Raw genomic sequence first — 25,644 nt, 5'->3', positions numbered from 1 at the left:
CTGCGAAAAGTCAAAGAACCATTTCGGTAAAATTCCAAATAAATAATTGTGGAACCACAGAACAATACCGCTTAAAATCATCAAAATAACGAACAAAAAGAACGCCCAGTATTGGATTTTTTCCTTATAAGAATATCTACCATACATCGGTGGCTTTTCATTTTTCCCAATATCATACCTTATGCTTTCAACAAAATCCGCAAAGTCTTTCTTCCTCGGCAACAACTCTCTAAACTCTTTTCTCCCCTCCCTCGTGAACAAAATATAAATCAAATGATAAACTGCCGTAATAAAAAGAAGTACTGCTGAAATTCTGTGCAATGTTCCTCTCGTCTCAAAACCTACCTCAATAAATATCAAAAATTTTCCAAACCAAGTATCATGATACCTCAAAGCAAAACCCGTGATTATCAAAAGCGTTACACTTACCATCAAAAGGAAATGTTGAATTCTCCACGATAAAGAAAAACGCAAAACTTTCTTCTCAGAGGGCATTTTCAACCTCAAATTTTATTCATAATATTCAAAACTTGACCTTATGCCATTAAGAATTGAAACTTCTGCTTCAAGCTCCTTTAGTTTCTCCTCAAGCAATCTCCTATGTTCTTTTTCCATCTCGGCAAGCTCAAGCAAAAACTTTTGAATACTTGGTTCGCAAGCCTTTAATGAAGCGGAATAGTAATAATCAAATGAATCCTTCTCTCTTTCAATTGCTACTTTCAAGATTTCAATCATTATGTTCTTAATTTCCTTCTCTTCGCAGTTCATACAAATTCTCCTTTTTTAATTTCCTGAAGTTTTATTTTTTCAAGCTCAAGTGGATGTTCCTTTTCCATTTCCTCTTCAGTTAAATATCCGGTTATCCAAGCGAAGTTCATCGGATAAACATCTGGATTGAAGATAACATAATAAATGTGCCAGACGATGATAGCAAGGAATGCAAGCCACGCTTCAAAATAGTGAATTGTGTTGCAAACATCAACAAATGTTTTTGAGAGCCACCCCATAAAATGATTCTCAAACCATAAAACAACACCTGTCACAGTCATCACAACAGTTCCCCAAATCAAAGCCCAGTATTCACTCTTCTCAATATAATTAAACCTCCCAAACTTCGGTTTTTCTTTTGAAAGCCCAAGGTTATATTTCAAAACCTGAACCATATCCCTTAAATCTTGCATTCTAAACATTATGTCTCGTATAAACTCACGTCCACGCCTCGTAAATATAATGTAATACAAATGATAAATTGAATCAATGACAAGCACAATTGCTGCAATCCTGTGAATTAACCCTCTATACTTGAACACCGCCTCACCACCGATATTTCTAATTGCTGCAACCCACCACACATCGGGAAAAGCAAGCATAAAGCCAGTTATAACAAGTGTAAAGAAACTCACAACGAGTGCTAAATGCTGTATCCTTTCTTCAAGCGTCATTCTCAAATAAAGATTTGTCTTTCTTGGAAGCTCGTTCGCAGGATGCGACATCTTTGCATGTCTTTGTTTATACTTATCAATTGTTTTTCTTATCCAATCAAGAAGATTATGAACAAACATTGAACCAACAATTGAGACAATTAAAACAATGTAAATCGTTGAAACCCAGTAAATAATTTTATCATCCGAGCTTGCAACTGTCACATGAATTTTGCCCTTGGTGAAATTTTCATTCGCTCCAGGATGGCATTGACCACATGTTTTAACAAGATTTGCTTTGTTAATTCTTGATCTTGGATCAGAAGAAGGCAAAATATCATGAACCCCATGACAACTGGCGCAATTCGCAGCCTCAACATTTCCTAATCTAACATTTAAACCATGATAGCTATCCGTAAATGTTTTAAATTTATCGGCGGGTATACCGTATTTTTCAGCAAGTTTAACAGAGGCATGACATTTTGAGCAGAGCTGTAAAGCAACATTTTTTGGAGCTACGGGCGACCGTGGATCGGTTGGTTCAAGGATCAAATGTTCACCATGACAATCCGTGCACGCAGGTGAATCAAAATTACCCTTTGCAAGAGCAAGACCATGGATGCTTTCTCTGAATTCATCGGATATTTTTGTATGACATCTACCACAGGTTGAGGTTATGTTAAGTTTATAAACCTTTGAATTTGGATTGCTTGCTTTCATCATTTCATGCGCACCGTGACAATCACTGCAAACCGCTACATCCTGATTACCTGCCTTGAACAATCTCCCGTGAACGCTATTTTCATAAGAAGCAATAAAAGATGAAACATGCGTCATCCTGCTCCTAACATCAGGATTATCAAGATGACATTTCAAACATACTTCAATCTCATTCGCCCTGCTTATCTTTGATTTACCGCTCGTAACCTTCATTATATCATGTTCCCCGTGACAATCTACGCACGAAGGAGCAGCCTCAAACCCGCTGACAAAAGCCTTTCCATGTTCAGACTCAAAATAATCCTTCGCTATTCCCTCATGACACTTTTCACATGTCTTCCCTACGTTTGCCCTTGCAACAGTTGAATTCGGATCTCTTGCGTTCAAAACTTTATGTCCCGTATGACAATCAGAACAATTTATATACTGCGCATGTATGCTTTCCTTATACTTCAAAACAAACTCCTGATACTTATGAACAATCTTCTTATCGCTATGACATTTAATACAAACATCAGACGACGCAAATTTAATTGAATGATACCCATGACATGAGATACAATCAGCTCCATTTTTAAAACTAAAATGAGCACTTATCTTATAATCTTCAAATTCCTTCTTATGGCACGAAGAACATTGTTTCGTAAAATCAGCCCTTGATACTTTAACTATTTTGTGAGCATTCCCGTGGCACGAAATACAGTTAATTTTTCCGAAGTGCTTGCTTGATTTGAAACTTGAAACCTCATCTAAATGACAATTTGAACAATTAACTGGCTCAATTTTCTCCTTATGAGGGATCTCCTCTGGATTAAACTGCTCATGACAATCAACACAGTTTAGCGACCCATGGAGAGATTTGTTAAATTCATTTGAATTAATATAAAGAGAAATCACTCTGCCTCCTTTCTCCATAATCAATGTCTTGTCCTCGTGACAAGCAAAACAATCAGCATTGGTTTGCGCAGATAGCTTAAGTATGAAAATCACACTTAAGATTGAAAATATTGAAAGTTTTCTAATCATATGTGCTTTTGAATTTATTTGAAAGGGGGATATAGTTCATAAATCAGATTCAGGTCGACAAGCTTTTGAACTCACTTATTAAATTTTTCAACTCCGATATCCTGAAAAGTTTCTCCCCACACTTTATAACCCTCTCATCTTCAATCTCAAGATTTTCGCTCAACGCATAGAACGGAGCGATATAAATTATCTTCGCTTTCGGCATCAACTCATTCATAATCATCTTAACATCAAATTGATTCTGCTTATAGATATTCTCATCAATTATCACAATGTCAAATTTATCTTGAGCCATTTTCTCCGTCATTTCCCGCCCAGACACAGCACTTGAAACTTCAAAACCTTCACGGATAAGGAATTTGACGAGCAAGTTTCGCATTGATTCATCAGCGTCAACAACAAGAACTTTCTTCATCCCTTAACTCTTTCATTTGATTTATTTTCTAAAAAATTTCATCAATCACCGTGCCAGAAATTCCACCTAAAACAATTGATTTTTAATAATAAAAAAATCCGATCCCATATTTACAATGTGGCAAAATTGCCCTTTAAGGGGAATCATTTGCAAAAAAATGACAAAACTTCGGGGAGACGGAATAAGCAACTAAATTGATTTTGCTTAAAACTCAAATAAATGTTAAATTTTTTCAGAGACCAAAAACAAAATCAAATTCCGATGCGCAAAGCTTGGGCTCTGCTCCCAATGTTAATTCTTATCTTTTCCCTTTCAACTTCACAGGACACAAAAGAAAACGCCGACTTTAAACTTGCTATAAATCTTTACAATGAGGGTTTCTACGACCTTGCCATTTCACAGCTAAAAAAATTCATTGACTCATACCCCAACAGCCCACAAACTCCCGAAGCTCAATTTTATCTTGGCATGTCCTACTTTAAACTACGAAAATTTGAAGACGCCCAAATCATATTTCAGAATTTCGCCCTCTCAAAAACTTCACACCCAAGAGCAATTGAAGCCCTTTGGAAATCCGCCGAATGTTTTGTTGAAATGAAAAAATATAAAGAAGCGGGTTCAGCTTTTGAAAGAATAAAACTTTTTTACCCCAAAAGCCAACTTGCATCAAAAGCACTGATTGAATCAGCAAAATATTTTGAACTCGCAAACGATTTACAAAACACGAAAAAAGTTTTACTCGCACTTATACAGGAATACCCAGAAAGCGAGTATCTTTACATTGCAAGATTTAAATTCGCAGAAATTTTAACTAAAGAAGGAAACCTTGAAAGAGCACTGATTGAATACAGAAAAATCTCAAACGAAGTTGATGATAAAAATTTAAAATTCAAAGCAAATCTCAACATCGCAAAGATAAACGCAACCCTTGGTAAAACCGAAGAGGCAGAAAAACAACTTACTCAAATCATATCCCAAAGCGGGCTTAACCCCGAGGTAATAGCATCAGCATACTTTGAACTTGGGAAAATTCAAGCAGAATTCGGTGAATATGAAAATGCGATAAATTACATGCTGAACGCTCAATCCACACTCTCAACCGCTACTCAATCAGACGATGTTAAAAACCTAAAGCAAAAAATCCTTCTACAACTTGCAAATTATTATTTCAACACAGCCAATTATCAAAACGCTATAAAATCTTATACAGACCTTCTTAATTCCATATCTGAATCCGAATCCGAAACAAATCCCGAACTTTACTTCAATATCGCAACCGCTTTTGATAAAATTTTAAACTATCAAAAAGCAAACGAGTTTTATCTTAAGGTCATAAATTTTGATACAACTACATCCAGAAAATCACTCGCACTGCTTAATCTTGCAAATAATTCCGTTCGCATCGGTGATTATGAAAAGGCAATTGAATTTTATAAAAAATATGTTGAACTATTCCCAACAAGTGATCTTCTCCCCGAAGTTCTATTTAAACTTGCTACTCTCTACGAAGAAAAACTCAAGGATTACAAAAAAGCAATTTTTTATTACACCGACCTTTTAAATCGCTTCCCGAAAGATAAATATGCCGACGAAGCAACCTATCACATTGGGCTATGTTATATCAAACTTGGTGAAATTGAAGAGGCAATTTCAACATTTGAAACCCTGCTCAAAAACTACACCTCATCCGAGTTATATGATGATGCTTTGGATAAAGTTGAAATGTTGAAAAGATTTCAAATAACTGATCAAACCAATCACACAACATCAATAGCAGAACTTATCGGAGACATTTTAACGAATAAACCTAAAAACGAAATAATCCTCAAACTTGCTGACCTTTACAATTTGATATTAAAAGATTACTCAAACGCACTTAAATACTACGACCTCGCTCTTTCCGAAGGAAACTTTGATGCCCAAACTCAATATCTTATAAAATATAAAAAAGCAAACTGCGCTTACAATCTTTTCATTGAAAACAAAATAAAATCCGACTCCACAATAAGTGTAATTCAAAGTTTTTTGAACTTTAAGCCACAAATTGATCACCAAAAAACTGATACCGCTGTCTTTTACCTGTATAAAACTTTAACCCATGGATTGAGCCAAGACAGCAAAAGAAAAATTGCTGAAGATTTTAAAAGCAAGTATCCAGAGTCTAAATTTTACGGCATATTTGTGATTGATATTTTAAACTTTCACTTTGCAAACGGTAACTGGAACGAGGTTATAAAAATTGCAACTGATAACCTCAACAAACTTAATCAAAACCAAATCTCGGGAGTCCTTTTCAAAAGGGCTTATGGATATTACAAAATTGGTGAAAAACAAAAATCGCTTTCGGATATTGCTCTTCTCTTACAGAGATATTCCCCATCTCCTTATGATGCAAGGGCACTTGACCTTAAGGCACAAATTTACAGGGAGTTGAAAAGTTACGCTGAAGCAATAAATGTTTTGCGTGAAATTGAACAAAATTTATTCTACACAGATATCGCAAAAGATGTCAAACTTAAAATTGCGGATATCTACTTTGAATCAGGGGATTACTTGAAGGCAATAGATGAATACAAAAGATATATTTCCACTGACAAAGTCATAGAGTTTGAAAGAGAGCCAGAGGTTATATTTAAAATTGCGACCGCATATCAAAAACTTGGTGATCTATCAAGCGCAAAAAGATATTACAAACTTTATCTTGCAACCCCGAAGCCAGCCCCCGGGATAAAACTTGAAGCAATGCTACCACATACAGGCGAAGTTTACTATGCACTCGGAAATATCTATAAAACAGAGGGAATAAACGAAAAAGCGGTTTATTATTTTGAAAAAGTTGGAAAATTTAACGCCACCCTTGGAAAGAGAACAATGCTTGAATCTGCGGATCTGCTTTTTGAGGAAGAGAAATATGATGAAGCGCTCAAAAGATATACAGAAGCACTAAAAAACGCAGAAAATGACACCGATAGAATTACAATTCAATCAAAAATTATCATCTGCTACTTCAGAATGAACGACATTGATAGAGCAAATAAATCAATAAATTCATTCAAACAAACATTCTTGAAATTTGACATTAAAAATTATCTTGCCGAATTTCAAATTGAATTCGGTGGTTATTACTTCAGAAACAAAGATTTCACAAATGCAAAAAAAGTTTTTGACGATGTAATAAAGAATTACCCAGACTCAAGATTTTCACATCTTGCACACTACTGGCTTGCAAAAATTGATGAATACAACGGCAACATATCATCTGCAACAAAAACATTGCTTGAACTCAACAAGAAACCACTGGATAGAGAAACAAAATTGCGTGTTAATCTTTCGCTTGGAAACATTTACTTTAAACTTGAAAAATATGACTCCGCAACAATTTACTATAGATTTGTCGTTGAAAGCGCAGAAAAACCACAGATTTTGCAATCCGCCATGAATAATTTGCTCGCATGTTATGAAGAGCTCGGATATTACGAACTCGTTATAGAACTCGCAAGAAAATACATTGAAAAATTTCCAAACGCCGAAGATATAACCGATAAAAGAATAAAGATTGGAGTAATGTATGAAATGCTTGGTAATTATGACCTCGCACTAACTTATTTTCAAAAATTACTTGAAGAAGCAGATAAAGACCTTGAAGCCGAACTTCACTACTACATTGGTGAAGTCCTCTATTACAAGGGAGAATATGAACAAGCAATACTTGAATTTTTAAAAGTCCCATACCTTGTTACGAAGAAAACAAAGATTGATTGGACTGCAAACGCATTTTATATGGCTGGGCAATCATATGAAAAGATGAAAAAATATGAACAAGCAATTAACATGTATCAGCAAATTATTGACCGAGCTGGGATTGATCCAATTTTCAAGGCAGGAGCTCAGAAAGAAATTGAAAGAGTAAGGTCAATTTTAAAACAGTGATCTTTTGACGATTTTAACTCAATTTTACAATAAAATTTGGATTAAAAAATGTTTGAGAGAGAAGTTGAAAACATAAAACAGAAAATCTTGTCCCGTGCATCTGGAAAGGAAAAAATCTCATTCATAGAGATAATGAGCTGGGATATACCACAATCCGTGAAAGATTATTTTAACATCTATGCTGAGAGAATCTTGAGTGAGGAGGTTTTAAACTCGCTTTATTCAAAGAGATTTGACCAAGATAATCCCGACTTCATCTCAGCACGAAAAAAATTAGTCGGCACGCTTAAAAATGCTCTCCTACTTACCTATTCGGAATTTGAAAACGCCGCTGATAAAGCATCAAGATTTGCACTTAATTTTGTATTAAGACCGGAATGGACGCTTGTGAAGATAATTTTCAAAAATGAGGATATGAAAACAACAGAACAAATAATTGACTCACTTTCAAATCTGAACGAATATACATACTACAAAAGGTTAATAACAAAAATTCTGGAAAAACATACATCAAACGAGATAAAGATTGACTTATTCAAACGAATGCTCCGCAAAATTGATGAAGAGGTATTGAAAAATGTTTCAATAAAAGATTTGCTCTCAATAGTGGAGCCAGTTTTTAATTTCTTCAAATTTGCAAACGATCTAAACTCCGTTCCAGCAGAAGCCTTGATAATCTACTACAACGATAAAGGAATTGAAAACATTGTTAAAGAGATTGAACTTGAAAGAGATCTTCACGGAAGGGCAAAATTTACGATGTCAGATCTTGAGATCATCTTGAAAAGAGTTTTAAAACCATCAACCGTTGAGCAAGAATTCACCACACTTACAGAAACATCAACTACAGAAGGAAAAACTGAACTTGTTGAAGCTAAACTTGAAGAGAAAGGGGAAATTGAACCTGTTGAGCTAGAATCAGCGCCCAAGCTGGAAGCGAAATTACCCGACCTTAACACATTGATTGACGAAAAAAGCAAAGAGAAATTCATAAAGAAAATCTTCAAACGGAACGAAGAAAAATTTTTTGAAGCGATAGACAAATTAAACTCAATCAATAGTTGGAAGGAAGCTTCAGCATTTATTGATTCAATTTTTATTGAATATGAAATTGACCCGTATTCAGACGAAGCTATTGAATTTACAGATTTTGTCTACAGAAGATATTTCCCGGGGATGAGATAAGATGCTTTTGATAGATTACGCAAAAATACATGTTAAAGCGGGGGACGGTGGAAACGGCTGTGTTAGCTTCAGGAGAGAAAAATATGTCCCTAAGGGTGGTCCAGATGGCGGAGATGGTGGGAAAGGTGGAGATGTGATAATTCGCGCAAACAAAAATCTCTCTACATTGCTTGATTACAAATATAAAACATTCTACAAAGCCCAAAACGGAGGTCATGGTCGTGGTAAAAATCAACATGGTAAAGATGGGGAGGACATAATTTTGCTTGTGCCATGCGGAACAGTTGTAAAAGATGCCCAAACAGGTGAAATTCTCGCTGACCTTGTAAACGACGGGGACGAAGTCATAGTCGCACATGGAGGGAAAGGAGGAAGAGGAAACGCAAGATTTGCAACACCAACCAACAGAGCACCAAGATTTGCAGAAAAAGGTGAAAAAGGGGAAGAAAGAGAAATTGAACTTGAACTTAAACTCATCGCTGATGTTGGATTGGTCGGTTTCCCAAATGTTGGAAAATCAACGCTTATTTCAAAAATTTCAGCTGCAAAACCAAAAATCGCCGATTATCCATTCACAACACTTCAACCAAACCTCGGAATTGTTAGATATGATGAATTTAAAAGCTTTGTCGTTGCCGATATGCCAGGGCTTATAGAAGGAGCGCACCTTGGCAAAGGGCTTGGAATACAATTTCTAAAACATATTGAAAGGACAAAACTTCTTGTAATTATGATTGAGTGCACAAGCCATAACCCAAAAAAAGACTATGAAACGCTCCTAAACGAGATGCGACTTTTCTCTCAAATTTTGCTTGAAAAACCAAGAATTATCGCAATAACCAAAATAGATCTCGCAGATGAAAAATTGAGAAAGAAACTTGATAAAGTAAAATTTGAAGACAACATTCCAATCGTCAAAATCTCAGCTATAACTGGCGAAGGATTAAAAGAACTTATAAATCTGATGTGGTCAGAACTTCAAAAGATAAAACATAAAGAATTTAACACAATTCAAAATGATTGATTCTCTTCATAATTCAATCTTTTATGAAAAACCCGAGGTCGTAAGCTCAGCACCGGGAAGAATAAAACTTATGGGAGAACATACCCATTATGGACATGGATTTATTTTCTCAATAGCCTTGAACCGCCGAACCTATGTAAGTTTATCATCAAGAGCAGACGAAAAATTTGTAGTCTATTCAAATAATAAATTTGCGATTGAAATTTTCACGAAGAGATCACTTGACAAAATTGAAGAGAACGAATGGATAACCCCAATAAAAGCAACTTTGAAATCCTTCCTTGATAACGGTTATGACATCTCTGGACTCAACATATGCATAGCAAGTGATATCCCGCCCAACTTAGATCTTGGAGAGATATCAGCGATTGTCGTGGCTTTTTCATTTGCAATCCGCCATCTTCAAAACATTGATATTGACGATATCAATCTTCTTCACCTATGCGAAAAAGTTGGCAAATTTTTAACTTTATCTTACGAAAACATATACGATTATATGGCATCAGCAATGGCGATAAATAACTCTGGAATCTTGATTGACTGCCAAAACTTTAAATATGAATATGCACCTGTGCCAGTAAGTTTAAAAATTTTAATAATTGACACAGGCGAAAGAAACGAAAATGCTATCTATAAATTCTTGAAAAGGGAAGAAGAATGTAAGCTCGCTTTTGATATCATATCAAGTGTAAATCCACAAATTAACTCCTTGCGATCTCTCACATTAGATGAATTGAAACGATATTCTAATTTCATTGAAAAAAGTTCAATGGGAAGAATAAAATACATCGTTGGAGAAAATGAACGCACCTTAAATTTTGTTATCGCCCTAAGGCGACATAACCTCTCGCTTCTTGGGAAATTAATGTTTGATTCACATTTGAGTTTAAGAAATGACTATGAAGTTAGCACATCCGAAATTGATGCAATAGTTGACATATCTGCAACAGTTGACGGAATCATAGGAGCAAAACTTTTGGGAACTGGTTCAACAGCAGTAGCAATAACTATAAAAGAAAAAACAGGTGAGGCGATAAGAATTATATCTGAAGAATTCCTAAAATATTTCGGAAAAAAGTTAAAAATTTATGTCACCTCACCTGAAAACGGCGTTGAAGTAAGCTCAAGATGATTAATCCCTTAGTAAATACTGGACTTTCAAGAAAAATTCCCTGTTTGTTTGCCTTACCCCGTACGGTTCTCCAAAATCAAGCAAATTGATAGTTGAACCAACATAAAAAATTGTGAACGGATTAAGTTTGAAACTTAACAATGGGAAAAATTGAACAGAGCCGCTAAAAGAATCATATTGTGTTATCAACCTCAAAAATAAATTTGGGTTGAATTGATAAATCCCAACAAGACCAGCAACATAACCATCATAAAATAGTTCTTTCGTTTTTTCGTCCTCCAATCTCGCTTTTGTATACCAGATTGATAACTCAATTTTTTCGGTTGGCTTCAATTTAAAATAAACATTAAAATCTTTTGAGAGCCCAAGTCTTGGCTCACTTGTGCGATAAATCTTACGACCATATTCACCATTAAATTGAAGCGTTAAAAATTTAAACGGCACAGAATACACATTGGCGAAGATCCTGTGTATTTTCTCAAATTTACGACCCCCGAAGATTTCATCATTTACCGGGAGAAAACCAACGAAAACATCGGTTTGGGTTTTTAACTGCAAACCGGCTCCAACTACCACCCATCTTTCCTTTCTTGTACCACTATAGTTGAACACAAGTCCTCCTTCAACAAGCACGAATGCGATATCAACGATTGAATTCTTTGGATAAAATGTAAAGCGATTTTCTATGTTTATCTGTCTTCGGTTATTTGCTGTGACAAATCCAAGATGAGGTTGAAATGTCGGAGAAAAATCACGGTAAGAAATCACAAATCCATGATGCTTTGTATCCCTCAAAAATCTAAAGAGCATACCAACACCAGAATATCTTTCGCCGTTAAAAGTTGCATCATAACTTGTTTCCCCGAACTTTCTCTGACTTGAAAAAAGAAGTGGATCATTTATTTCCTTCGTCACACTGTAAAGAATTTGACCTCTAAAATAATAACTTTTCCAGAAAAAGTAATTCCAATCAAGCCCACCGACATAATTATAAGAGTTTGAAAGATTCCTCGCAGTAAAAAGCAAGCCAGCATAAGATTGCTCACCGAAATCGTATCTTACCCTGCCAAGATTTACCAACGATCTTAACCCCGTTTGAACTGTTGAACTTCCCTCTTCGCCAGGGATAATGAAAGGGGTTTTCTCATCAAGCGAAGACAAATAAGCAACGGTTAAATTATTTGACTTCTGTTTAAGTTTAAACGCAAAAAGAGGATCATTTACCATTCTTGAATAGAATACATTTACAGGTGTTTTAAAAACCTCGCTTCCCTCAAAAAAGAAAGGTCTCTTTTCAGGATAATAAAGTGCAAATGTGGTGTTAACACTTATTTGATATGCATCCGTCTCAACCTGACTGAAATCTGGATTTAAAACACCTTCAATTGTAAGTTCAGGATTTGGTGAAAACTTAACCCCGGCACCACCTCTAACCCTAATTGGTTCATTTTTCATCCCAAGCGATGGATCAGTGTAACTTCTAATAGAGCCAGATTGATAACTCATAACATAAGGTAAAACTTCAACAAATTTAACTGAACCAATATCATCTAAACCCGTTAATTTTCCCGATTGGCATAAAAGACAAGGGTTATTTTTATCAATTGGTGTCCAAGAGAAAACAAATCTGCTTTTGCGTGGATAATTTCTCCCAATAAGTATATTCCATTCTTGATTTTCTCTCTTCGGAAACCTCAAACTTTTAAATGGAATTGCTATCTCAACTGTCCATCCAGAATCGCTTATCAATCCCGCAGAATGCCAAACAAAATCAAACATTATATCCTCCGAATTTCCCGTTCTCATCCCATCACCCTGAATTCCATAAGGATTAATCGCCAATTCATATGCGTTTTGATTGTCCCCGTATGTGTCAATTATCAAAATAATGAAATCATCTTCCCAAATTTTATCCCTGTCGGTTATGTGTGCCCTTATCTCATTTGGATTTGTATCATAGCAAACAAATCCAAAATAAAGATTTAACCCATCATAAAGAACCATTGCAGTTGTCTTTTGACTTGCAGGCTCGTTATCAGTTATTTGAACTTCGTATTTTAACTCAACCTTTTCCGCATGCTTCCAAAATTCCTCCTCAAGTTTCCCATCAATGTTAATTACACCATCAATTTTAAGTGCTTTGATCCTGTATTCTGTTTGAGAGTTTACCAATTGCATAGACGCAAAGGTCAAAAGTATAAGTAACAATCCACGCATATATTGTATAAGATTTTGATTTTAAAAATTCCAATATCTGAATACGGAAGGCATAATTGGAAGGTTACACAAAGCTGGCTTCTTTATGTTTCGCCTTTCAAGGATGGTGATGGAAAAATTATTAGCCCGCCCAAATTGGGCGGGCTTATGAAAAACATATTTTACTTCAATCTAAATCAAAACAATACATGATAAACCAAACTGATATTTCTTCCAGGCATCGGTGCAAAATTCTTTATCCTTGAGAGATGGTCATAGTATGTCTTGTTCATTAAATTCTCAACATTCAAATTTATCTCATGAGCAAGCCCAGAGAAAGGCAACCTAAATCCAAGATGCAAATTAACAATCATATAACCAGATGTCTTGGTTTCTTCAGGTGCAACTTTATTTTGCGATGAAACTGCTTTAACCTCAATCCCAAAGTTATATCTGCTTGTTCTATACTCAATCCCCGCTATCATCCGAAGCGGTGGAATCATAGGTAAATACTCGTTTGTCTCTCTTTTCCTTCCCTCAACATAATCAAAAAGTAGAGAGGTGTTTAAATTTTTAAATAATTCACGCTCAATCTTTATCTCAAATCCACGCAAGATAGCATTCGCTGAAGTGTATTCATAAATTGGAAGACTTGATACAGAATCAATCTCCCCAGTTGGGGTTGCATAAATATAATTATCAATGTAATTTACAAAACCTGAGATTTCCGCATTCGTCTTGGATGTAAGCAATTTAAATGAAAGATCAAATTCGTTTGATACCTCCACTCTTAAATTCGGGTTCCCAACTTCAAAGCTCATCGTCCCAAGATGTGGTCCATAGGCAAAAAGCTCTTGAAGAGCGGGGACTCTGAAACCACGAGAAAAATTGAAAGATATAACTGCTGGGTCAGTCACCTTATAAATCAGACCAACTGAACTTGACAAAACATTAAAATTCTTTTTCTGCGCTGGCAAACTTTCAAATTCTTTTGACTTAACAGATGCCAAATCATATCTTATACCTGCTTGCAAATTCAATCTTTTAATTTCAATCTCTTCGTAAAAAATCAAAGACGCAAGATAAAGCCCAGCATCGGCGAAAAACTTCTCTTCCCCAACTGTGTTGTAATTTTGATATAAAAAGCTAAACCCAAACATACCCGAGAGATTACCTACCTTCCCATGCTTTAACTTTAAATCAGCTCCGCTGTTTTTTATTTTTATATGCGTCGCAACCTCACCATCTTCTATCTCTTTATGATCGTAATCAGTTTGACTTAGCATCAATTCAACTCCTTGAATCATTGGACTTTCAAACTTAATATCCGATTTAAACGCAAACCTATTTCTATTAATCTTAAATCTTGGCTCTTCATCTTCCTCCGTTGGTATTCCATAATTTCCTTGAAAATTTCTAAATGATAAACCTACACTTGCATTTTTAATATGATAAGCAAGCCCAAATGCAGAGGTTAGATTTTCAGTATCAGTGTTTTTGAGAGTTTTGATCGGCGTTTTCGTATCTCCACTTTTTCTATACCCAAATTCACCTCTTACGCCGAAATTTTTAATTCCATAATCAATTGCACCAGATCCCGCTAAAGATGAATTAACAGTTGCGCCATTGAACCTAAATGAACCTCTCAATTTATCGTGCACAGTTTTTGGTATATCCTCGGTAATTATATTTATCAAGCCACCAACAGAATTAACGCCATAAAACAAACTTGCTGGACCACGAACTATCTCAACTCTTTCCAACGAAACGGGATCAAACGAAATAGCATGGTCAGCAGATAAATCTGAGGCATCCCCAATTCTCACCCCGTTATCAAGGATAAGAATTCTCGTCCCTGTTAAACCGCGAATCACAGGTCGCCCAACGAATGATCCATTGTATTCAAGATTTACCCCCGGCTCATAAGAAAGCGTCTTCGCAATGTTATCCCCTAATCTTAACCCAAGTTTATCCTCATCAAGAACAGCAACCGGCTGATATATCTCAAAAGCACTTCTTTCATACATTGACCCTGTCACAACAACTCCAGGAAGTGAAATGACTGTTTGTTCAAGTTCAATGCTCACTTCAACTGTTTCCCCATCACTCACATTTATTCTTTTTCTAAATTTCTTATAACCAATGTAACTTACTTCAATTGTGTATTCACCACTTGGCACTTTGTCAATAATAAAACTTCCATCAAATTTAGCTATTGTTCCCTTTTTAAGTTCAATTAAATGAACATCCGCTGAGGGCAATGGTTCATGATTTGCCTTATCTATAACTTTTCCTTTTATTGTCCCTTGTGAAATTAAACTTGTATAAAATCCCAAAATAAGGACAAAAATTGCAATTATACGCATAGCACCTCATGAAACTTTAGTTTTTAAAAATTTACAGTTCAACTTGAAGGAAAAGAGAGAACTAAAGGCTTATAATAAAACTGGCGGGGCACGCTTTGAAATGAAAAGATGCGGTAAAAATTTAAACGGGATCAAATCTTCAAAAATGAACACATTCAAGGACGAAGTGAATAAGGATAACTTATATCCCTTGGTGAAGATGTGATTTGAGTTTAAGTTAGAAAAGAAACAAACAAAATCAAATTTTAAATCAGAATGAAGCTTATGCCCTGCGCAATCGTGTTTACTTATTTGCTTAAAACCAAAGTTTAAATGCAGATGAAAGTTAAAGTTAGAATATACAATCCCAGCCAAATAAATCAGAAAAGTTAACAATATGTAAAACCTTTTCCTTCGCAATTCAAACAGGCGATTTATTTTTCATATTTAAATAACGAGCGATCTTAAAAATTTAGTTCCAGCTCAATTCTACTTCTAAATAAAACCGAGTAAACGCTTTATATTCCCCGATAAAATTTTCTGAATTTCATCTGACGATAAGCCAAGTTTATCAAATATCTCCAGCTGTTGATTTAATATATCAACCCTATATCCCCGTGGGAAAATTCCGCTATCTGTCCCGAAAATAATTCTATCAACGCCGAAAATTTCCAATGTTTTTGCGAAGACAGTTTTAAGATCAATTTGATACGGTAAAACCCTTATCCAGGAGTTTGAGCTTGATGTATCAACATAAACATTTCTACACTGCAACCCAAGCATTAAAACCTCTTGAAAATATCCAGCCCCAAAATGCGGTATTATGAAGTTAACATCTGGATGTCTAACTGCGATTCTATGAAGATCAGTTGGATTACTATAAGTTCCATCTATTTGATCTCTAACACCTATAGCCTCACGAACTGGAATTTTTAAAATCCCAAAATGCGTAAAAACAACAAGATGATACTCCTCCGCAATTAGATAAATTCTTTCAAGCAATTCATCGTAAACATGGATATGGTAAAGAGCAGGAAATAAAATCATCCCTCTCATCCCCATATTCTCAACTGCGTGCTTTACCTCTGAATCCACATTTTCAGCAAACGGGTTTAAGGTGAAAAAACCAACGAATTTATCTGGAAATGCAGCTATTGCAGTTGACACCGAAACTGTGTCCTCTGGGATGCTCGCAAAAAGAACAAGTTTTGAAATACCATATTTCTCCATTTCATCAATCCATCGCCTTGCAAGCTGCACAGGGCTAACAGGTGGAGTTTCTATGCCATATCTTTCTCTAAGAAAAGTAAACTCCTCATTCAGCGGTGTTTCCTTTCCCTTCATCCTTATCAGGGTTTTAAAAAAATTGAAGGAGAAAAAGTGAACATGCGCATCCCAAATCTCAAATCCTTCGGTCATTTGTCGTTCCGAATAAATTTTTACGCAATTTAAAAATACCAAAATTCCCCTTACATTTCAACTAATCCTTTAAAAAGGACATATTTGAAAAGTCGCCTTAAAAATAAAAAAGACCGCTGGCGCTCGGGGACACACGCCAGCGATCTCGGCGGGAAAGGAAACGGGGATGATTATGCTTCTCATTGCTAATATAATAAATTCAAAAACATTTGTCAAGAGTTTTATTGAACTTAATGCCCAACTTTAAAAAATCTTTATTCCACCAAAACAACAAGCCTACAGCCGATTTATCTCAAGTATTTTATACCTCACAATTCCAGCAGGGACTTTAACCTCAACAACATCTCCAACCCGCTTCCCCAACAAACCTTTCCCAATCGGGGATTGAACCGAAACCTTTTTCTCAGCTGAATTCGCCTCTTGCGATGAAACGATTGTGTATTCAATTATTTGATTTGTATTGAGATTTAAAACCTTAACCTTTGAATACAAATAAACCTTATCTGCTGGCAAATTCTTTGTATCTATCACCTTCGCCCTTGAAAGTGTCTCCTCCAGTTTTTGAATTTTCAATTCAAGAATTTCTTGCTCTTGCTTCGCCGTTTCATATTCCGAATTTTCAGAGATATCACCATGAGCTCTTGCCTCTGCTATTTTCATAGCTATTTCAGCCCTTCCCTTCGTTTTAAGCTCCGCTAATTCCCTGCGGAGTTCCTCGTATTTCTCCCTTGATAAGTAAATTACTTCCCTCTTATCCGCCATCTCTAAATCACTAAATTTTGTTTTTACTCAAAACTTGTTGCCTCAACCAATGTTTCTTAATAGTTTCAAATGCTGGTTTCCCATAAGGAGAAAAACCAGTTTTCAATGAGTCGGATTTCAAATTGGCATCCCAATTCCAAAAAAATATACCATCAACAAAATCAATATGTGAAATAATATCAAGTGCAACTTTATAACACAAATTCTGCTCCTCAAAATCAATAACCTCGCCCTCCTTCCACGGTCTCATACTTGCTCCATCCGTTGATGGATACCCAATTTCCGTAAAAATTAACTTTTTACTTCCGTGATTTTCAGTAAACCAACCTTTCAAATCATTCAAATACGGTTGCCATCCAAGAACAATTTCATCATAAACAGGATCAGGTTTATTTGACACAGGAGCAAAAAAATCTATGCCAACATAATCAATTTTATCCCAAAATGAAACATCTCTATATTCATCAAAATTTGATGCGTAAATGATTTTACCATTGTAGATTTCCCTAACACTATCAATCAACTCCGACCACAACTTTAACTCTTGGCTTAACGAAGAAAGTTCAGTTCCAATGCAAAACATTTCAACACCCAGCATTTCACACAGCCTCGCATAGTTTAAAACATATTTTGAATAATTCCTAAACCATGCAGAAACATCAAATGGTTTTATCTTCGTCCTTGATACTCCATCATATGTATCAAGATGAATTTTCAACATAACTCCGAAATTTTTTTCATGCGCATATTGAATAATTTGCGATACTGAATAAAGGCTTGGCGTTTTATTTGGATCTTCAATTATGAGCGTATCTTCTGGATTTTTTTGATAGAGCGTAACAACAATTGAAACCCAATTTGCTCCACAAGTGGACATTGTATCAAAAGAACTTCTCGCATAAGTTGTGCCATATTCAGTTCTTCTCCATGACACAAAGTTAAAACCTCTTTTATAAATTTGAACTCTCTCCTTTATCGTTTCATCTTTGATGTTAACGACAAAATTACATCCATAGATAATAAAAAAGAACAAAATAAAATTTTTTAAACCCGCCTTCATCAGATCTGCGTCCCACCAATTGTAATTTCACTCACGAGTATTGTTGGTTGCCCAACCCCAACTGGGATATATTGACCGTCCTTTCCACAACTTCCAGTTCGCTTCTCTATTTCAAGATCATTCCCCACCCCGATGACTTTTTTCATAATCTCTGGACCATTCCCAATTAAATTCGCTCCGCGGATTTGATATGTTATTTCACCATTTTCAATCAAATATCCTTCATTTACTTCAAAAACAAAATTTCCACTCACAATATCAACCTGCCCACCGCCAAGTGACTTGGCATAAATCCCAAACTTTACACTTTTTATTAAATCATCAGGATTATCTTTACCAGCATCAATATAAGTATTTCTCATTCTGGGAAGCGGATAATGTTTATATGATTCCCTGCGACCATTCCCTGTTGATTCAAGGTTCATGAGTTTAGCGTTCAATTTATCAAGCATATAACCTCTCAAAATCCCATTTTCAATTAAAATAGTTTTTTGCATCGGTGTTCCTTCATCATCAATTGCAAGCGAGCCTCTTGAATTTGGAACTGTGCCATCATCAATGATTGTAACAAGTTCAGAACAAACTTTTTGCCCAATCTTTCCTGAATACACCGAAATCCCTTTTCTATTAAAATCACCTTCAAGTCCATGCCCAACTGCCTCATGAACCAAAACACCACCCCAACCAGATTTAATCACAACTGGAAAATTTCCAGCTGGGGCTGGTTTAGCACTTAACTTTGAAACCGCTTGACTTGCCGACTCAACACCAGCTTTTTCAGGTGAGTATCCCACCAAATAATCATATCCATATCTCCCACCCAAATAACTAACTCCCATCTCTCGCAGTCCATCATCAATAGCGATAGATGTTATAAAAATTCTAAACAAAGAGTCATCACTTTCAACGAATGTTCCTTCTGAATTTGCAACCCAGAAATACCGAAATGTTTCCTGATAATTTATATCAACCTGTTTTATCCGACCATCATAACTTCTTGCGGAATCATTCGCACGCCAAAGCCATTCAATTTTTTTATCCAGATCAAGAAGATAAATTGGCTTTTCAATTAAATAATTTTGTTTTGCTTTCCTTTTTTCTTCAAGGTTAACACTTAAGATTTTTGAACTGCTATCGGCAATATATGAAGCGACCTCGGCGACATTTAAAATTTTCTCAAAGCTAAAATCATCAGTATAAGCATATCCAGTCCTTGTGCCAGAAATAACCCTTATTCCAAGCCCCGATGAAACCCCGGAATTTAAACTTTTTATTTTGTTCTCGGATAAATTTATCATTGTTTCAGTTTTATATTCAAAATAAATTTCAGCGAACTCCCCGCCTCTTGAAAGCGCTTTTTCAAGAACTTTTTTTATCTGCCAACTTTCAAGTATTTCGGGCAAGATGAAACTCATGTCCCTTCATTTTCTTTCTTCTCATTCATCAAAATTAAATGCCCAAGTTTATCCCTTTTAGTTCGCAAATAATGAATATTGATATCGTTTGGCTGAATCTCAATTGGAACTCTTTCAACAACTTCAAGACCATAGCCAGCAAGACCGATGATCTTTTTGGGATTATTTGTCAAAAGTCGCATCTTTTTTATCCCGAGATCAACAAGAATCTGTGCACCTATTCCATAATCTCTTAAATCAGGTTTAAATCCAAGCACTTCGTTTGCCTCAACTGTGTCTTTTCCTTCATCCTGCAATCTGTATGCTTTAATTTTATTTACAAGTCCAATTCCTCTGCCCTCTTGTCTCATGTAAAGCAAAACTCCTCTACCCTCACGCTCAATCATTTTCATAGCCGAATGGAGCTGATCCCCACAATCACACCTAAAAGAGCCAAAAACATCACCAGTTAAACACTCCGAATGAACACGGACAAGCACAGGCTCGCCATCATCAACTTTACCTTTGACAAGAGCAACATGAACTTTTCCATCTGTTAAACTTTCATATAGATGAAGCTCAAAGAAACCATATTTCGTTGGTAATTTCGTTGTTGTTATCTTTCTGATTAGTTTTTCTCTTTTAAGCCGATAACTTATTAAATCTTTTATTGTGATGATTTTAAGCCCAAACTTTTTCGCAATTTTAAAGAGTTCGGGAACACGAGCCATTGTTCCATCATCATTCATAATCTCGCAAAGCACACCTGCTGGATAAAGCCCAGCAAGTCGTGCAAGGTCAACCGCTGCTTCCGTATGTCCTGCTCTTCTTAAAACACCACCTTCAACCGCCTGAAGTGGGAAAATATGCCCTGGCTTTGCAAAATCTCCAGGCTTTGAATTTGGATCAACAATTGCCTGAATTGTCTTCGCTCTGTCAAAGGCGGAGATACCCGTCGTTGTCCCTTTCTTATAATCAACGCTTACAAGAAAAGCCGTGCCATGCCTTGATGTATTAAATTCAACCATGGGCTCAAATTCAAGCTCTTGTGCCCTCTGCTCCGTGATAGCAACACAAATTAACCCCCTTCCATATTTTGCCATAAAATTAACAATTTCTGGCGTCACCTTCTCAGCTGCAACTATAAAATCACCTTCATTCTCCCTATCCTCATCATCAACAACTATAACAATCTTGCCATTACGAATATCCTCTATCGCCTCATCTATCGTATTAAATTTCTCAACTGGCATCATAACTCACCTCCGAAAAAACTTATATTTAAAAAAATTTGGGACAGATTAACTCTGTCCCTTTAAAGCAACAAGATATTTTAATTAACAAAATCAGCCCTGACCTTCACGCGTCACAACAGCGATAGCAGCTTTCTCAAATTTAATTTTAACCCCATCATCAACTTCAATTAAAACAGTTTTATCATCAAGCCCGACAACTTTACCATGAATCCCACTTGAGGTTATAACCTTATCGCCCTTTTTAAGGGAAGAGATTAACTTCTGATGCTCTTTAGCCCTTTTTTGCTGCGGTCTTATTATCAAGAAATAAAAGATCAAAAAGATAGCTAAAAACATTATTATCGTGCTGATCAAACTACTCGTAGCATCCGGTTGAGCCTGAAATAAAAGAATCATAACTTTTCCTCCAAATAAATTTGCTTCTAAAATTTTGATTTAAGATAAAAAAATTAACCAAGATTTCAAAATTTGAGTTCAAAACATCGTTACTATCTCATTTTCATACTCTGGGAAGTAATGGTTTATCTCGCGAAGATTAAAGCGTTTCAGGATTGATGTGTTTGGTTCACGATCAAGCAAAAACTCAAATGATAAATAAACAAGTTTTTCTGCAGTTATCCTTCCCTCCGTTAACTTTTTGAAATAACTTTCTTCAAGCGAGACGATGTGCGTCGTTTGAGTTTTCCCCGAAACAGTGACCTCAAACTCTGCAACTGGGAATGGTTTTATCTGTTTTACCTCAATTTGATATGCCATGGCTTTTGAAGAAATTTATTTTAATGCAAGGAAAATATACCTTGCAAGAAAAACAAATGTCAAAACAATTATTATCCAATTTATCTCCTTGAACCTCCCACTAAATAACTTCACAAGCGTGTAAGATGTAAAACCAATCGCTATGCCATCAGCAATGCTAAATGTTAAGGGGATTGCAAGCATAGTTATAAAAGCAGGAATTGACTCCGTGAAATCTTCCCAATTTATTTGGACAACTGGTCTAACCATCATACTTCCAACGATTATCAAAGCAGGAGCAGTTATCGGATAAAGAACATAACCAGGTGCGAGCTCAACCCCACCACCAATTAACTTAACAATCGGATAGAAGAAAAGCGATATTAGAAAGAAAAAGGCGACAAAAATTGAAGTTAAACCAGTTCTTCCACCCACAGCAACACCGGATGCGCTTTCAATATAGGCAGTTACAGTTGATGTCCCAAGCAAAGCTCCAAATGTCGTTCCAAGTGCATCTGATAGCAAAGCCTTCTCAGCTCGTGGAAGCTTCCCGTCTTTCCCAACAAGCCCGGCTGCTTGCCCAACTCCAATCAATGTCCCAACAGTATCAAACAAAACCATATAAAGAAAAACAAGAACCGCAACAATAAATGTAATGTCAAAAAAATTTGAAAAATCAAGTTTTAAAAATGCCGACTCTTTAACCTCCGGAAGCGAAAAAATTTTACCTTCAAACTTAACCACACCTAAAATAACTGAAAGAATAGTTGAAAAGATTATCCCAATTAAAATTGAGCCCTTAACTCCACGAGCAAGGAGAATTGATGTAAAAATTAACCCAATAATTGAAATTAAAACTTCAATCCTGTGTATTTCCCCAAGTTGAGGCAAATGTGTTCCGGAGTTAATTTTTATTATTCCACCCTGAAGGAAACCTATCAAAGTTATAAATAAACCAATTCCTGTTGCTATTGAATTTTTTAAACACCCGGGCATAGCATCAATCACAGCCTCCCTCAACTTAACAAGCGAAAGAGCACTAAAAAGAACCCCGGAGAGAAAAACAATGGCAAGTGCAGATTGCCAAGAAAGTTTCATGCTTCCAACAACGGTATAAGCAAAAAAGAAATTTTCCCCCATCCCCGGAGCAAGCGCAATTGGATAATTTGCAAGCAAAGCCATTATTATTGATCCAATTGCAGACCCAATGCATGTTGCAATAAGCCCAGCGCCGAAATCAATCCCAGCGTGTGATAAAACAACAGGTTGAACAAAAATTATATACGACATCGTCATAAAAGTTGTAATACCAGCGATGAACTCAATTTTAATGTTCGTGTTCCTCTTGCTAAGCTCAAAAGTCTTTTCAAGAATATCTTTCATAACAGAATACAACATTAAATTTTTGATTCCAAAAATTTATAATAAAAAATTTCATCAAAATCAACCTGAACCCGTTCCCAATTTGTGTTGCACTATTAGTACCTTTAGCGCCCCCAATTTTGCCTTATTTAATTTGACAAATGATTTTAAAATAACTATATTTACTTAAGGGAAGTTGTTCTTATGAAACTGGCATAACATCTCAAATGTTAAAGAAAATGAACACAAACAAAATAAAATAAATTCACCATGGAAGGAAATTTCTCTAATCGGGTTCAAGAAGTCATAAGATTAAGTCGCGAAGAAGCGTTGCGATTGGGTCATGATTATATTGGAACAGAGCATCTCTTGCTGGGGATAATCAGGGAAGGAGAAGGTCTTGCAGTCAAAATCCTGCGTAATCTTGGTTGTGATCTTTACAAGCTCAAAAAAGCAATTGAAGACACTGTCAGGACAACTGGTGGAACGATGGTTATGGGAAGTTTGCCATTGACAAAGCAAGCAGAGAAAGTTTTGAAAATCACTTATCTTGAAGCTAAGCTTTACAAATCCGATGTGATCGGCACCGAGCATCTTCTTCTCTCTATTTTAAGGGATGAAGATAACCTTGCATCCCAAATTTTAAGACAGTTTGGAGTAACATATGAAGCAGTACGCAATGAACTTGACAATATATTGAGCGGGAAATCAGGTTTCACTGAAAGAACAAAACCATTTGAATCGACAAAATCTCAAGAAAGAACAAAAACACCCGTCCTTGACAATTTCAGCAGAGATTTGACTAAACTTGCCATTGAAGGAAAACTTGATCCTGTAATTGGCAGAGATAAAGAAATTGACAGAGTTGCACAGATCTTAAGCAGGAGAAAGAAAAATAATCCCGTCCTAATAGGAGAACCAGGCGTTGGAAAAACGGCAATCGTTGAAGGGCTTGCCCTAAGAATTGTGCAGAAAAAAGTCTCAAGAGTTTTACATAATAAGAGGATTGTCCAACTTGATCTTGCAGCTCTTGTTGCAGGGACAAAATACCGTGGTCAATTTGAGGAAAGAGTAAAAGCGATTTTAAATGAACTTGAAAAAGCAAGGGATGTGATTTTGTTTATAGATGAATTACATACAATAGTGGGTGCAGGTGGAGCTTCAGGCTCCCTTGATGCTTCAAATATGTTTAAACCAGCCCTCGCAAGAGGTGAACTTCAATGTATAGGCGCCACAACACTTGACGAATATCGCCAATATATTGAAAAAGATGGAGCGCTTGAGAGAAGATTTCAAAAAGTTATGATTGACCCACCAAGCGTTGAAGAAACAATTTACATCTTGATGAATATAAAAGACAAATACGAAGAACATCACAATGTAAGATATACAGATAAAGCAATTGAAGCGTGCGTTAGATTAAGCGATAGATACATAACTGATCGTTACCTGCCTGATAAAGCAATTGATGTGATGGATGAAGCAGGTGCAAGAGTTCACCTGTCACATATCGTCGTCCCGAAGGAAATTGTTGAGTTGGAAGAAGAGATTGAAAGAATTAGACAACTAAAAAATCAAGTTGTTAAAAATCAAGACTTTGAACAAGCTGCAAGGCTGAGAGATCTTGAGAAAAAACTTCTTAGCGACCTTGAAATAGCAAAACGTGAATGGGAAATAAAAGCCCAAAGCATGGTTTTTGAGGTTACAGAAGAAGATATAGCTGAGGTTGTCGCAATGATGACTGGAATACCGGTAAATAAGATAAGTCAGTCGGAGTCGGAAAAATTAATGAATATGGAACAAGAACTTAAGAAACAAGTTGTAGGACAAGACGAAGCAATTGAAAAATTAACGCGAGCTATAAGAAGAGCAAGGGCGGGATTGAAAGACCCAAGAAGACCAATAGGTTCATTTATCTTCCTTGGACCAACTGGCGTCGGAAAAACCGAACTTGCTAAGGCTCTCGCAAGGTATTTGTTTGATACCGAAGATGCTTTAATAAGGATTGATGTCATAATTATAACAGTATTTCTGAAATCAACTCTTCTGCCAAGGCTATCCGTAAGTTGACCATCATCAAGAACTTGAAGCAAGATATTAAACACATCGGGATGCGCTTTCTCAATTTCATCAAATAAAACGACAGAGTAAGGTTTTCTTCTAACTTTTTCAGTTAACTGCCCACCCTCTTCATATCCGACATATCCAGGAGGAGCACCTATTAATCTTGAAACATTAAATTTTTCCATATATTCTGACATA

General features: G+C 36.0%; 18 protein-coding genes and 2 pseudogenes. 5 read left to right on the top strand and 15 right to left on the bottom strand.

The annotated features are described in order from the left end of the window. From AT685_RS01100 to AT685_RS01085, 4 genes are all read right to left on the bottom strand, one after another. The coding region (locus tag AT685_RS01100) for a cytochrome b/b6 domain-containing protein (protein ID WP_200741648.1) at positions 1-495 on the bottom strand (495 nt) is incomplete at its 3' end. Positions 496-510: 15 nt separating this feature from the next. After that, on the bottom strand, positions 511-768 hold the full coding sequence (locus AT685_RS01095; RefSeq protein ID WP_072150721.1) for a ferritin family protein: 258 nt from the start codon (positions 766-768) through the stop codon (positions 511-513). After that, on the bottom strand, positions 765-3,167 hold the full coding sequence (locus AT685_RS01090) for a cytochrome c3 family protein (protein WP_081040517.1): 2,403 nt from the start codon (positions 3,165-3,167) through the stop codon (positions 765-767). Before AT685_RS01090 ends, AT685_RS01095 begins: the two co-directional genes overlap by 4 nt. 49 nt (positions 3,168-3,216) lie before the next feature. Then, complete coding sequence (locus AT685_RS01085; RefSeq protein ID WP_072151194.1) at positions 3,217-3,582, bottom strand: response regulator; 366 nt, start codon at positions 3,580-3,582, stop codon at positions 3,217-3,219. A gap of 288 nt (positions 3,583-3,870) precedes the next feature. On the opposite strand from AT685_RS01085, the gene AT685_RS01080 reads away from it, so the two are divergent. The 4 genes from AT685_RS01080 to AT685_RS01065 are packed head-to-tail and all read left to right on the top strand — an operon-like array spanning position 3,871 to position 10,853. Next, positions 3,871-7,512: a tetratricopeptide repeat protein gene (locus tag AT685_RS01080; RefSeq protein ID WP_159420444.1), complete on the top strand. Its 3,642-nt coding sequence runs from the start codon at positions 3,871-3,873 to the stop codon at positions 7,510-7,512. A gap of 48 nt (positions 7,513-7,560) precedes the next feature. Beyond that, positions 7,561-8,697, top strand: a complete 1,137-nt coding sequence (locus tag AT685_RS01075; RefSeq protein WP_072151192.1) for a hypothetical protein — start codon at positions 7,561-7,563, stop codon at positions 8,695-8,697. A gap of 1 nt (position 8,698) precedes the next feature. Continuing rightward, positions 8,699-9,721 carry a GTPase ObgE gene (gene obgE, locus AT685_RS01070; RefSeq protein ID WP_072150503.1) on the top strand — a complete coding sequence of 341 codons (1,023 nt, stop codon included), beginning with the start codon at positions 8,699-8,701 and terminating at the stop codon, positions 9,719-9,721. Continuing rightward, entirely contained in the window at positions 9,714-10,853 is a 1,140-nt protein-coding gene (locus tag AT685_RS01065; protein WP_072151191.1) for a galactokinase, read from the top strand. The genes obgE and AT685_RS01065 overlap by 8 nt, the downstream gene beginning before the upstream one ends. Here AT685_RS01065 and AT685_RS01060 read toward each other — a convergent pair whose 3' ends face one another. The 10 genes from AT685_RS01060 to AT685_RS01015 all read right to left on the bottom strand — a co-directional run bounded on the left by AT685_RS01060 (position 10,854) and on the right by AT685_RS01015 (position 23,403). Continuing rightward, positions 10,854-13,031 (bottom strand): carbohydrate binding family 9 domain-containing protein, encoded by a 2,178-nt coding sequence (locus tag AT685_RS01060; protein ID WP_072151190.1) that lies wholly within the window; start codon positions 13,029-13,031, stop codon positions 10,854-10,856. It abuts the gene before it with no gap. Between the two features lie 215 nt (positions 13,032-13,246). Then, positions 13,247-15,415, bottom strand: a complete 2,169-nt coding sequence (locus tag AT685_RS01055; protein ID WP_072151189.1) for a TonB-dependent receptor — start codon at positions 15,413-15,415, stop codon at positions 13,247-13,249. Positions 15,416-15,889: 474 nt separating this feature from the next. Continuing rightward, on the bottom strand, positions 15,890-16,813 hold the full coding sequence (locus AT685_RS01050) for an amidohydrolase family protein (RefSeq protein ID WP_081040515.1): 924 nt from the start codon (positions 16,811-16,813) through the stop codon (positions 15,890-15,892). Between the two features lie 276 nt (positions 16,814-17,089). After that, on the bottom strand, positions 17,090-17,575 hold the full coding sequence (gene greA / locus AT685_RS01045) for a transcription elongation factor GreA (protein WP_072151188.1): 486 nt from the start codon (positions 17,573-17,575) through the stop codon (positions 17,090-17,092). A gap of 10 nt (positions 17,576-17,585) precedes the next feature. Continuing rightward, positions 17,586-18,635, bottom strand: a complete 1,050-nt coding sequence (locus AT685_RS01040) for a glycoside hydrolase family 113 (RefSeq protein WP_072151187.1) — start codon at positions 18,633-18,635, stop codon at positions 17,586-17,588. Beyond that, positions 18,635-20,050 carry a TldD/PmbA family protein gene (locus AT685_RS01035; protein ID WP_072151186.1) on the bottom strand — a complete coding sequence of 472 codons (1,416 nt, stop codon included), beginning with the start codon at positions 20,048-20,050 and terminating at the stop codon, positions 18,635-18,637. The genes AT685_RS01040 and AT685_RS01035 overlap by 1 nt, the downstream gene beginning before the upstream one ends. Continuing rightward, on the bottom strand, positions 20,047-21,285 hold the full coding sequence (locus AT685_RS01030) for a bifunctional 3,4-dihydroxy-2-butanone-4-phosphate synthase/GTP cyclohydrolase II (protein ID WP_072150953.1): 1,239 nt from the start codon (positions 21,283-21,285) through the stop codon (positions 20,047-20,049). Before AT685_RS01030 ends, AT685_RS01035 begins: the two co-directional genes overlap by 4 nt. A gap of 90 nt (positions 21,286-21,375) precedes the next feature. Further along, positions 21,376-21,681, bottom strand: coding sequence for a preprotein translocase subunit YajC (gene yajC, locus AT685_RS01025; RefSeq protein ID WP_072150952.1), 306 nt, complete (start codon positions 21,679-21,681; stop codon positions 21,376-21,378). A 78-nt stretch (positions 21,682-21,759) separates the two neighbouring features. Beyond that, positions 21,760-22,041 carry a hypothetical protein gene (locus AT685_RS01020; protein ID WP_072150951.1) on the bottom strand — a complete coding sequence of 94 codons (282 nt, stop codon included), beginning with the start codon at positions 22,039-22,041 and terminating at the stop codon, positions 21,760-21,762. A gap of 15 nt (positions 22,042-22,056) precedes the next feature. Next, positions 22,057-23,403 carry an NCS2 family permease gene (locus AT685_RS01015; RefSeq protein ID WP_072151196.1) on the bottom strand — a complete coding sequence of 449 codons (1,347 nt, stop codon included), beginning with the start codon at positions 23,401-23,403 and terminating at the stop codon, positions 22,057-22,059. 249 nt (positions 23,404-23,652) lie between these two features. On the opposite strand from AT685_RS01015, the pseudogene AT685_RS01010 reads away from it, so the two are divergent. Continuing rightward, a pseudogene (locus tag AT685_RS01010) lies at positions 23,653-25,395 on the top strand (ATP-dependent Clp protease ATP-binding subunit); the annotation flags it as partial. Here the strand turns inward: AT685_RS01010 and AT685_RS01005 are convergent. After that, positions 25,389-25,644, bottom strand: a pseudogene (locus AT685_RS01005) (AAA family ATPase); the annotation flags it as partial. The pseudogenes AT685_RS01010 and AT685_RS01005 sit on opposite strands and share 7 nt — an antisense overlap.

Source organism: Candidatus Kryptobacter tengchongensis (assembly GCF_001458555.1).
GTDB lineage: Bacteria > Bacteroidota > Ignavibacteria > Kryptoniales > Kryptoniaceae > Kryptonium > Kryptonium tengchongense.
Note: the sequence above shows the minus strand (reverse complement) of the source record. Positions and strands in the feature narration are given on the sequence as shown.

What these genes read in the sequence shown, in the direction of transcription:
- AT685_RS01095 (WP_072150721.1), bottom strand. Translation starts at nt 768, where the DNA reads ATGAACTGCGAAGAGAAGGAAATTAAGAACATAATGATTGAAATCTTG.
- AT685_RS01090 (WP_081040517.1), bottom strand. Translation starts at nt 3,167, where the DNA reads ATGATTAGAAAACTTTCAATATTTTCAATCTTAAGTGTGATTTTCATA.
- AT685_RS01085 (WP_072151194.1), bottom strand. Translation starts at nt 3,582, where the DNA reads ATGAAGAAAGTTCTTGTTGTTGACGCTGATGAATCAATGCGAAACTTG.
- AT685_RS01080 (WP_159420444.1), top strand. Translation starts at nt 3,871, where the DNA reads ATGTTAATTCTTATCTTTTCCCTTTCAACTTCACAGGACACAAAAGAA.
- AT685_RS01075 (WP_072151192.1), top strand. Translation starts at nt 7,561, where the DNA reads ATGTTTGAGAGAGAAGTTGAAAACATAAAACAGAAAATCTTGTCCCGT.
- obgE (WP_072150503.1), top strand. Translation starts at nt 8,699, where the DNA reads ATGCTTTTGATAGATTACGCAAAAATACATGTTAAAGCGGGGGACGGT.
- AT685_RS01065 (WP_072151191.1), top strand. Translation starts at nt 9,714, where the DNA reads ATGATTGATTCTCTTCATAATTCAATCTTTTATGAAAAACCCGAGGTC.
- AT685_RS01060 (WP_072151190.1), bottom strand. Translation starts at nt 13,031, where the DNA reads ATGCAATTGGTAAACTCTCAAACAGAATACAGGATCAAAGCACTTAAA.
- AT685_RS01055 (WP_072151189.1), bottom strand. Translation starts at nt 15,415, where the DNA reads ATGCGTATAATTGCAATTTTTGTCCTTATTTTGGGATTTTATACAAGT.
- AT685_RS01050 (WP_081040515.1), bottom strand. Translation starts at nt 16,813, where the DNA reads ATGACCGAAGGATTTGAGATTTGGGATGCGCATGTTCACTTTTTCTCC.
- greA (WP_072151188.1), bottom strand. Translation starts at nt 17,575, where the DNA reads ATGGCGGATAAGAGGGAAGTAATTTACTTATCAAGGGAGAAATACGAG.
- AT685_RS01040 (WP_072151187.1), bottom strand. Translation starts at nt 18,635, where the DNA reads ATGAAGGCGGGTTTAAAAAATTTTATTTTGTTCTTTTTTATTATCTAT.
- AT685_RS01035 (WP_072151186.1), bottom strand. Translation starts at nt 20,050, where the DNA reads ATGAGTTTCATCTTGCCCGAAATACTTGAAAGTTGGCAGATAAAAAAA.
- AT685_RS01030 (WP_072150953.1), bottom strand. Translation starts at nt 21,285, where the DNA reads ATGATGCCAGTTGAGAAATTTAATACGATAGATGAGGCGATAGAGGAT.
- yajC (WP_072150952.1), bottom strand. Translation starts at nt 21,681, where the DNA reads ATGATTCTTTTATTTCAGGCTCAACCGGATGCTACGAGTAGTTTGATC.
- AT685_RS01020 (WP_072150951.1), bottom strand. Translation starts at nt 22,041, where the DNA reads ATGGCATATCAAATTGAGGTAAAACAGATAAAACCATTCCCAGTTGCA.
- AT685_RS01015 (WP_072151196.1), bottom strand. Translation starts at nt 23,403, where the DNA reads ATGAAAGATATTCTTGAAAAGACTTTTGAGCTTAGCAAGAGGAACACG.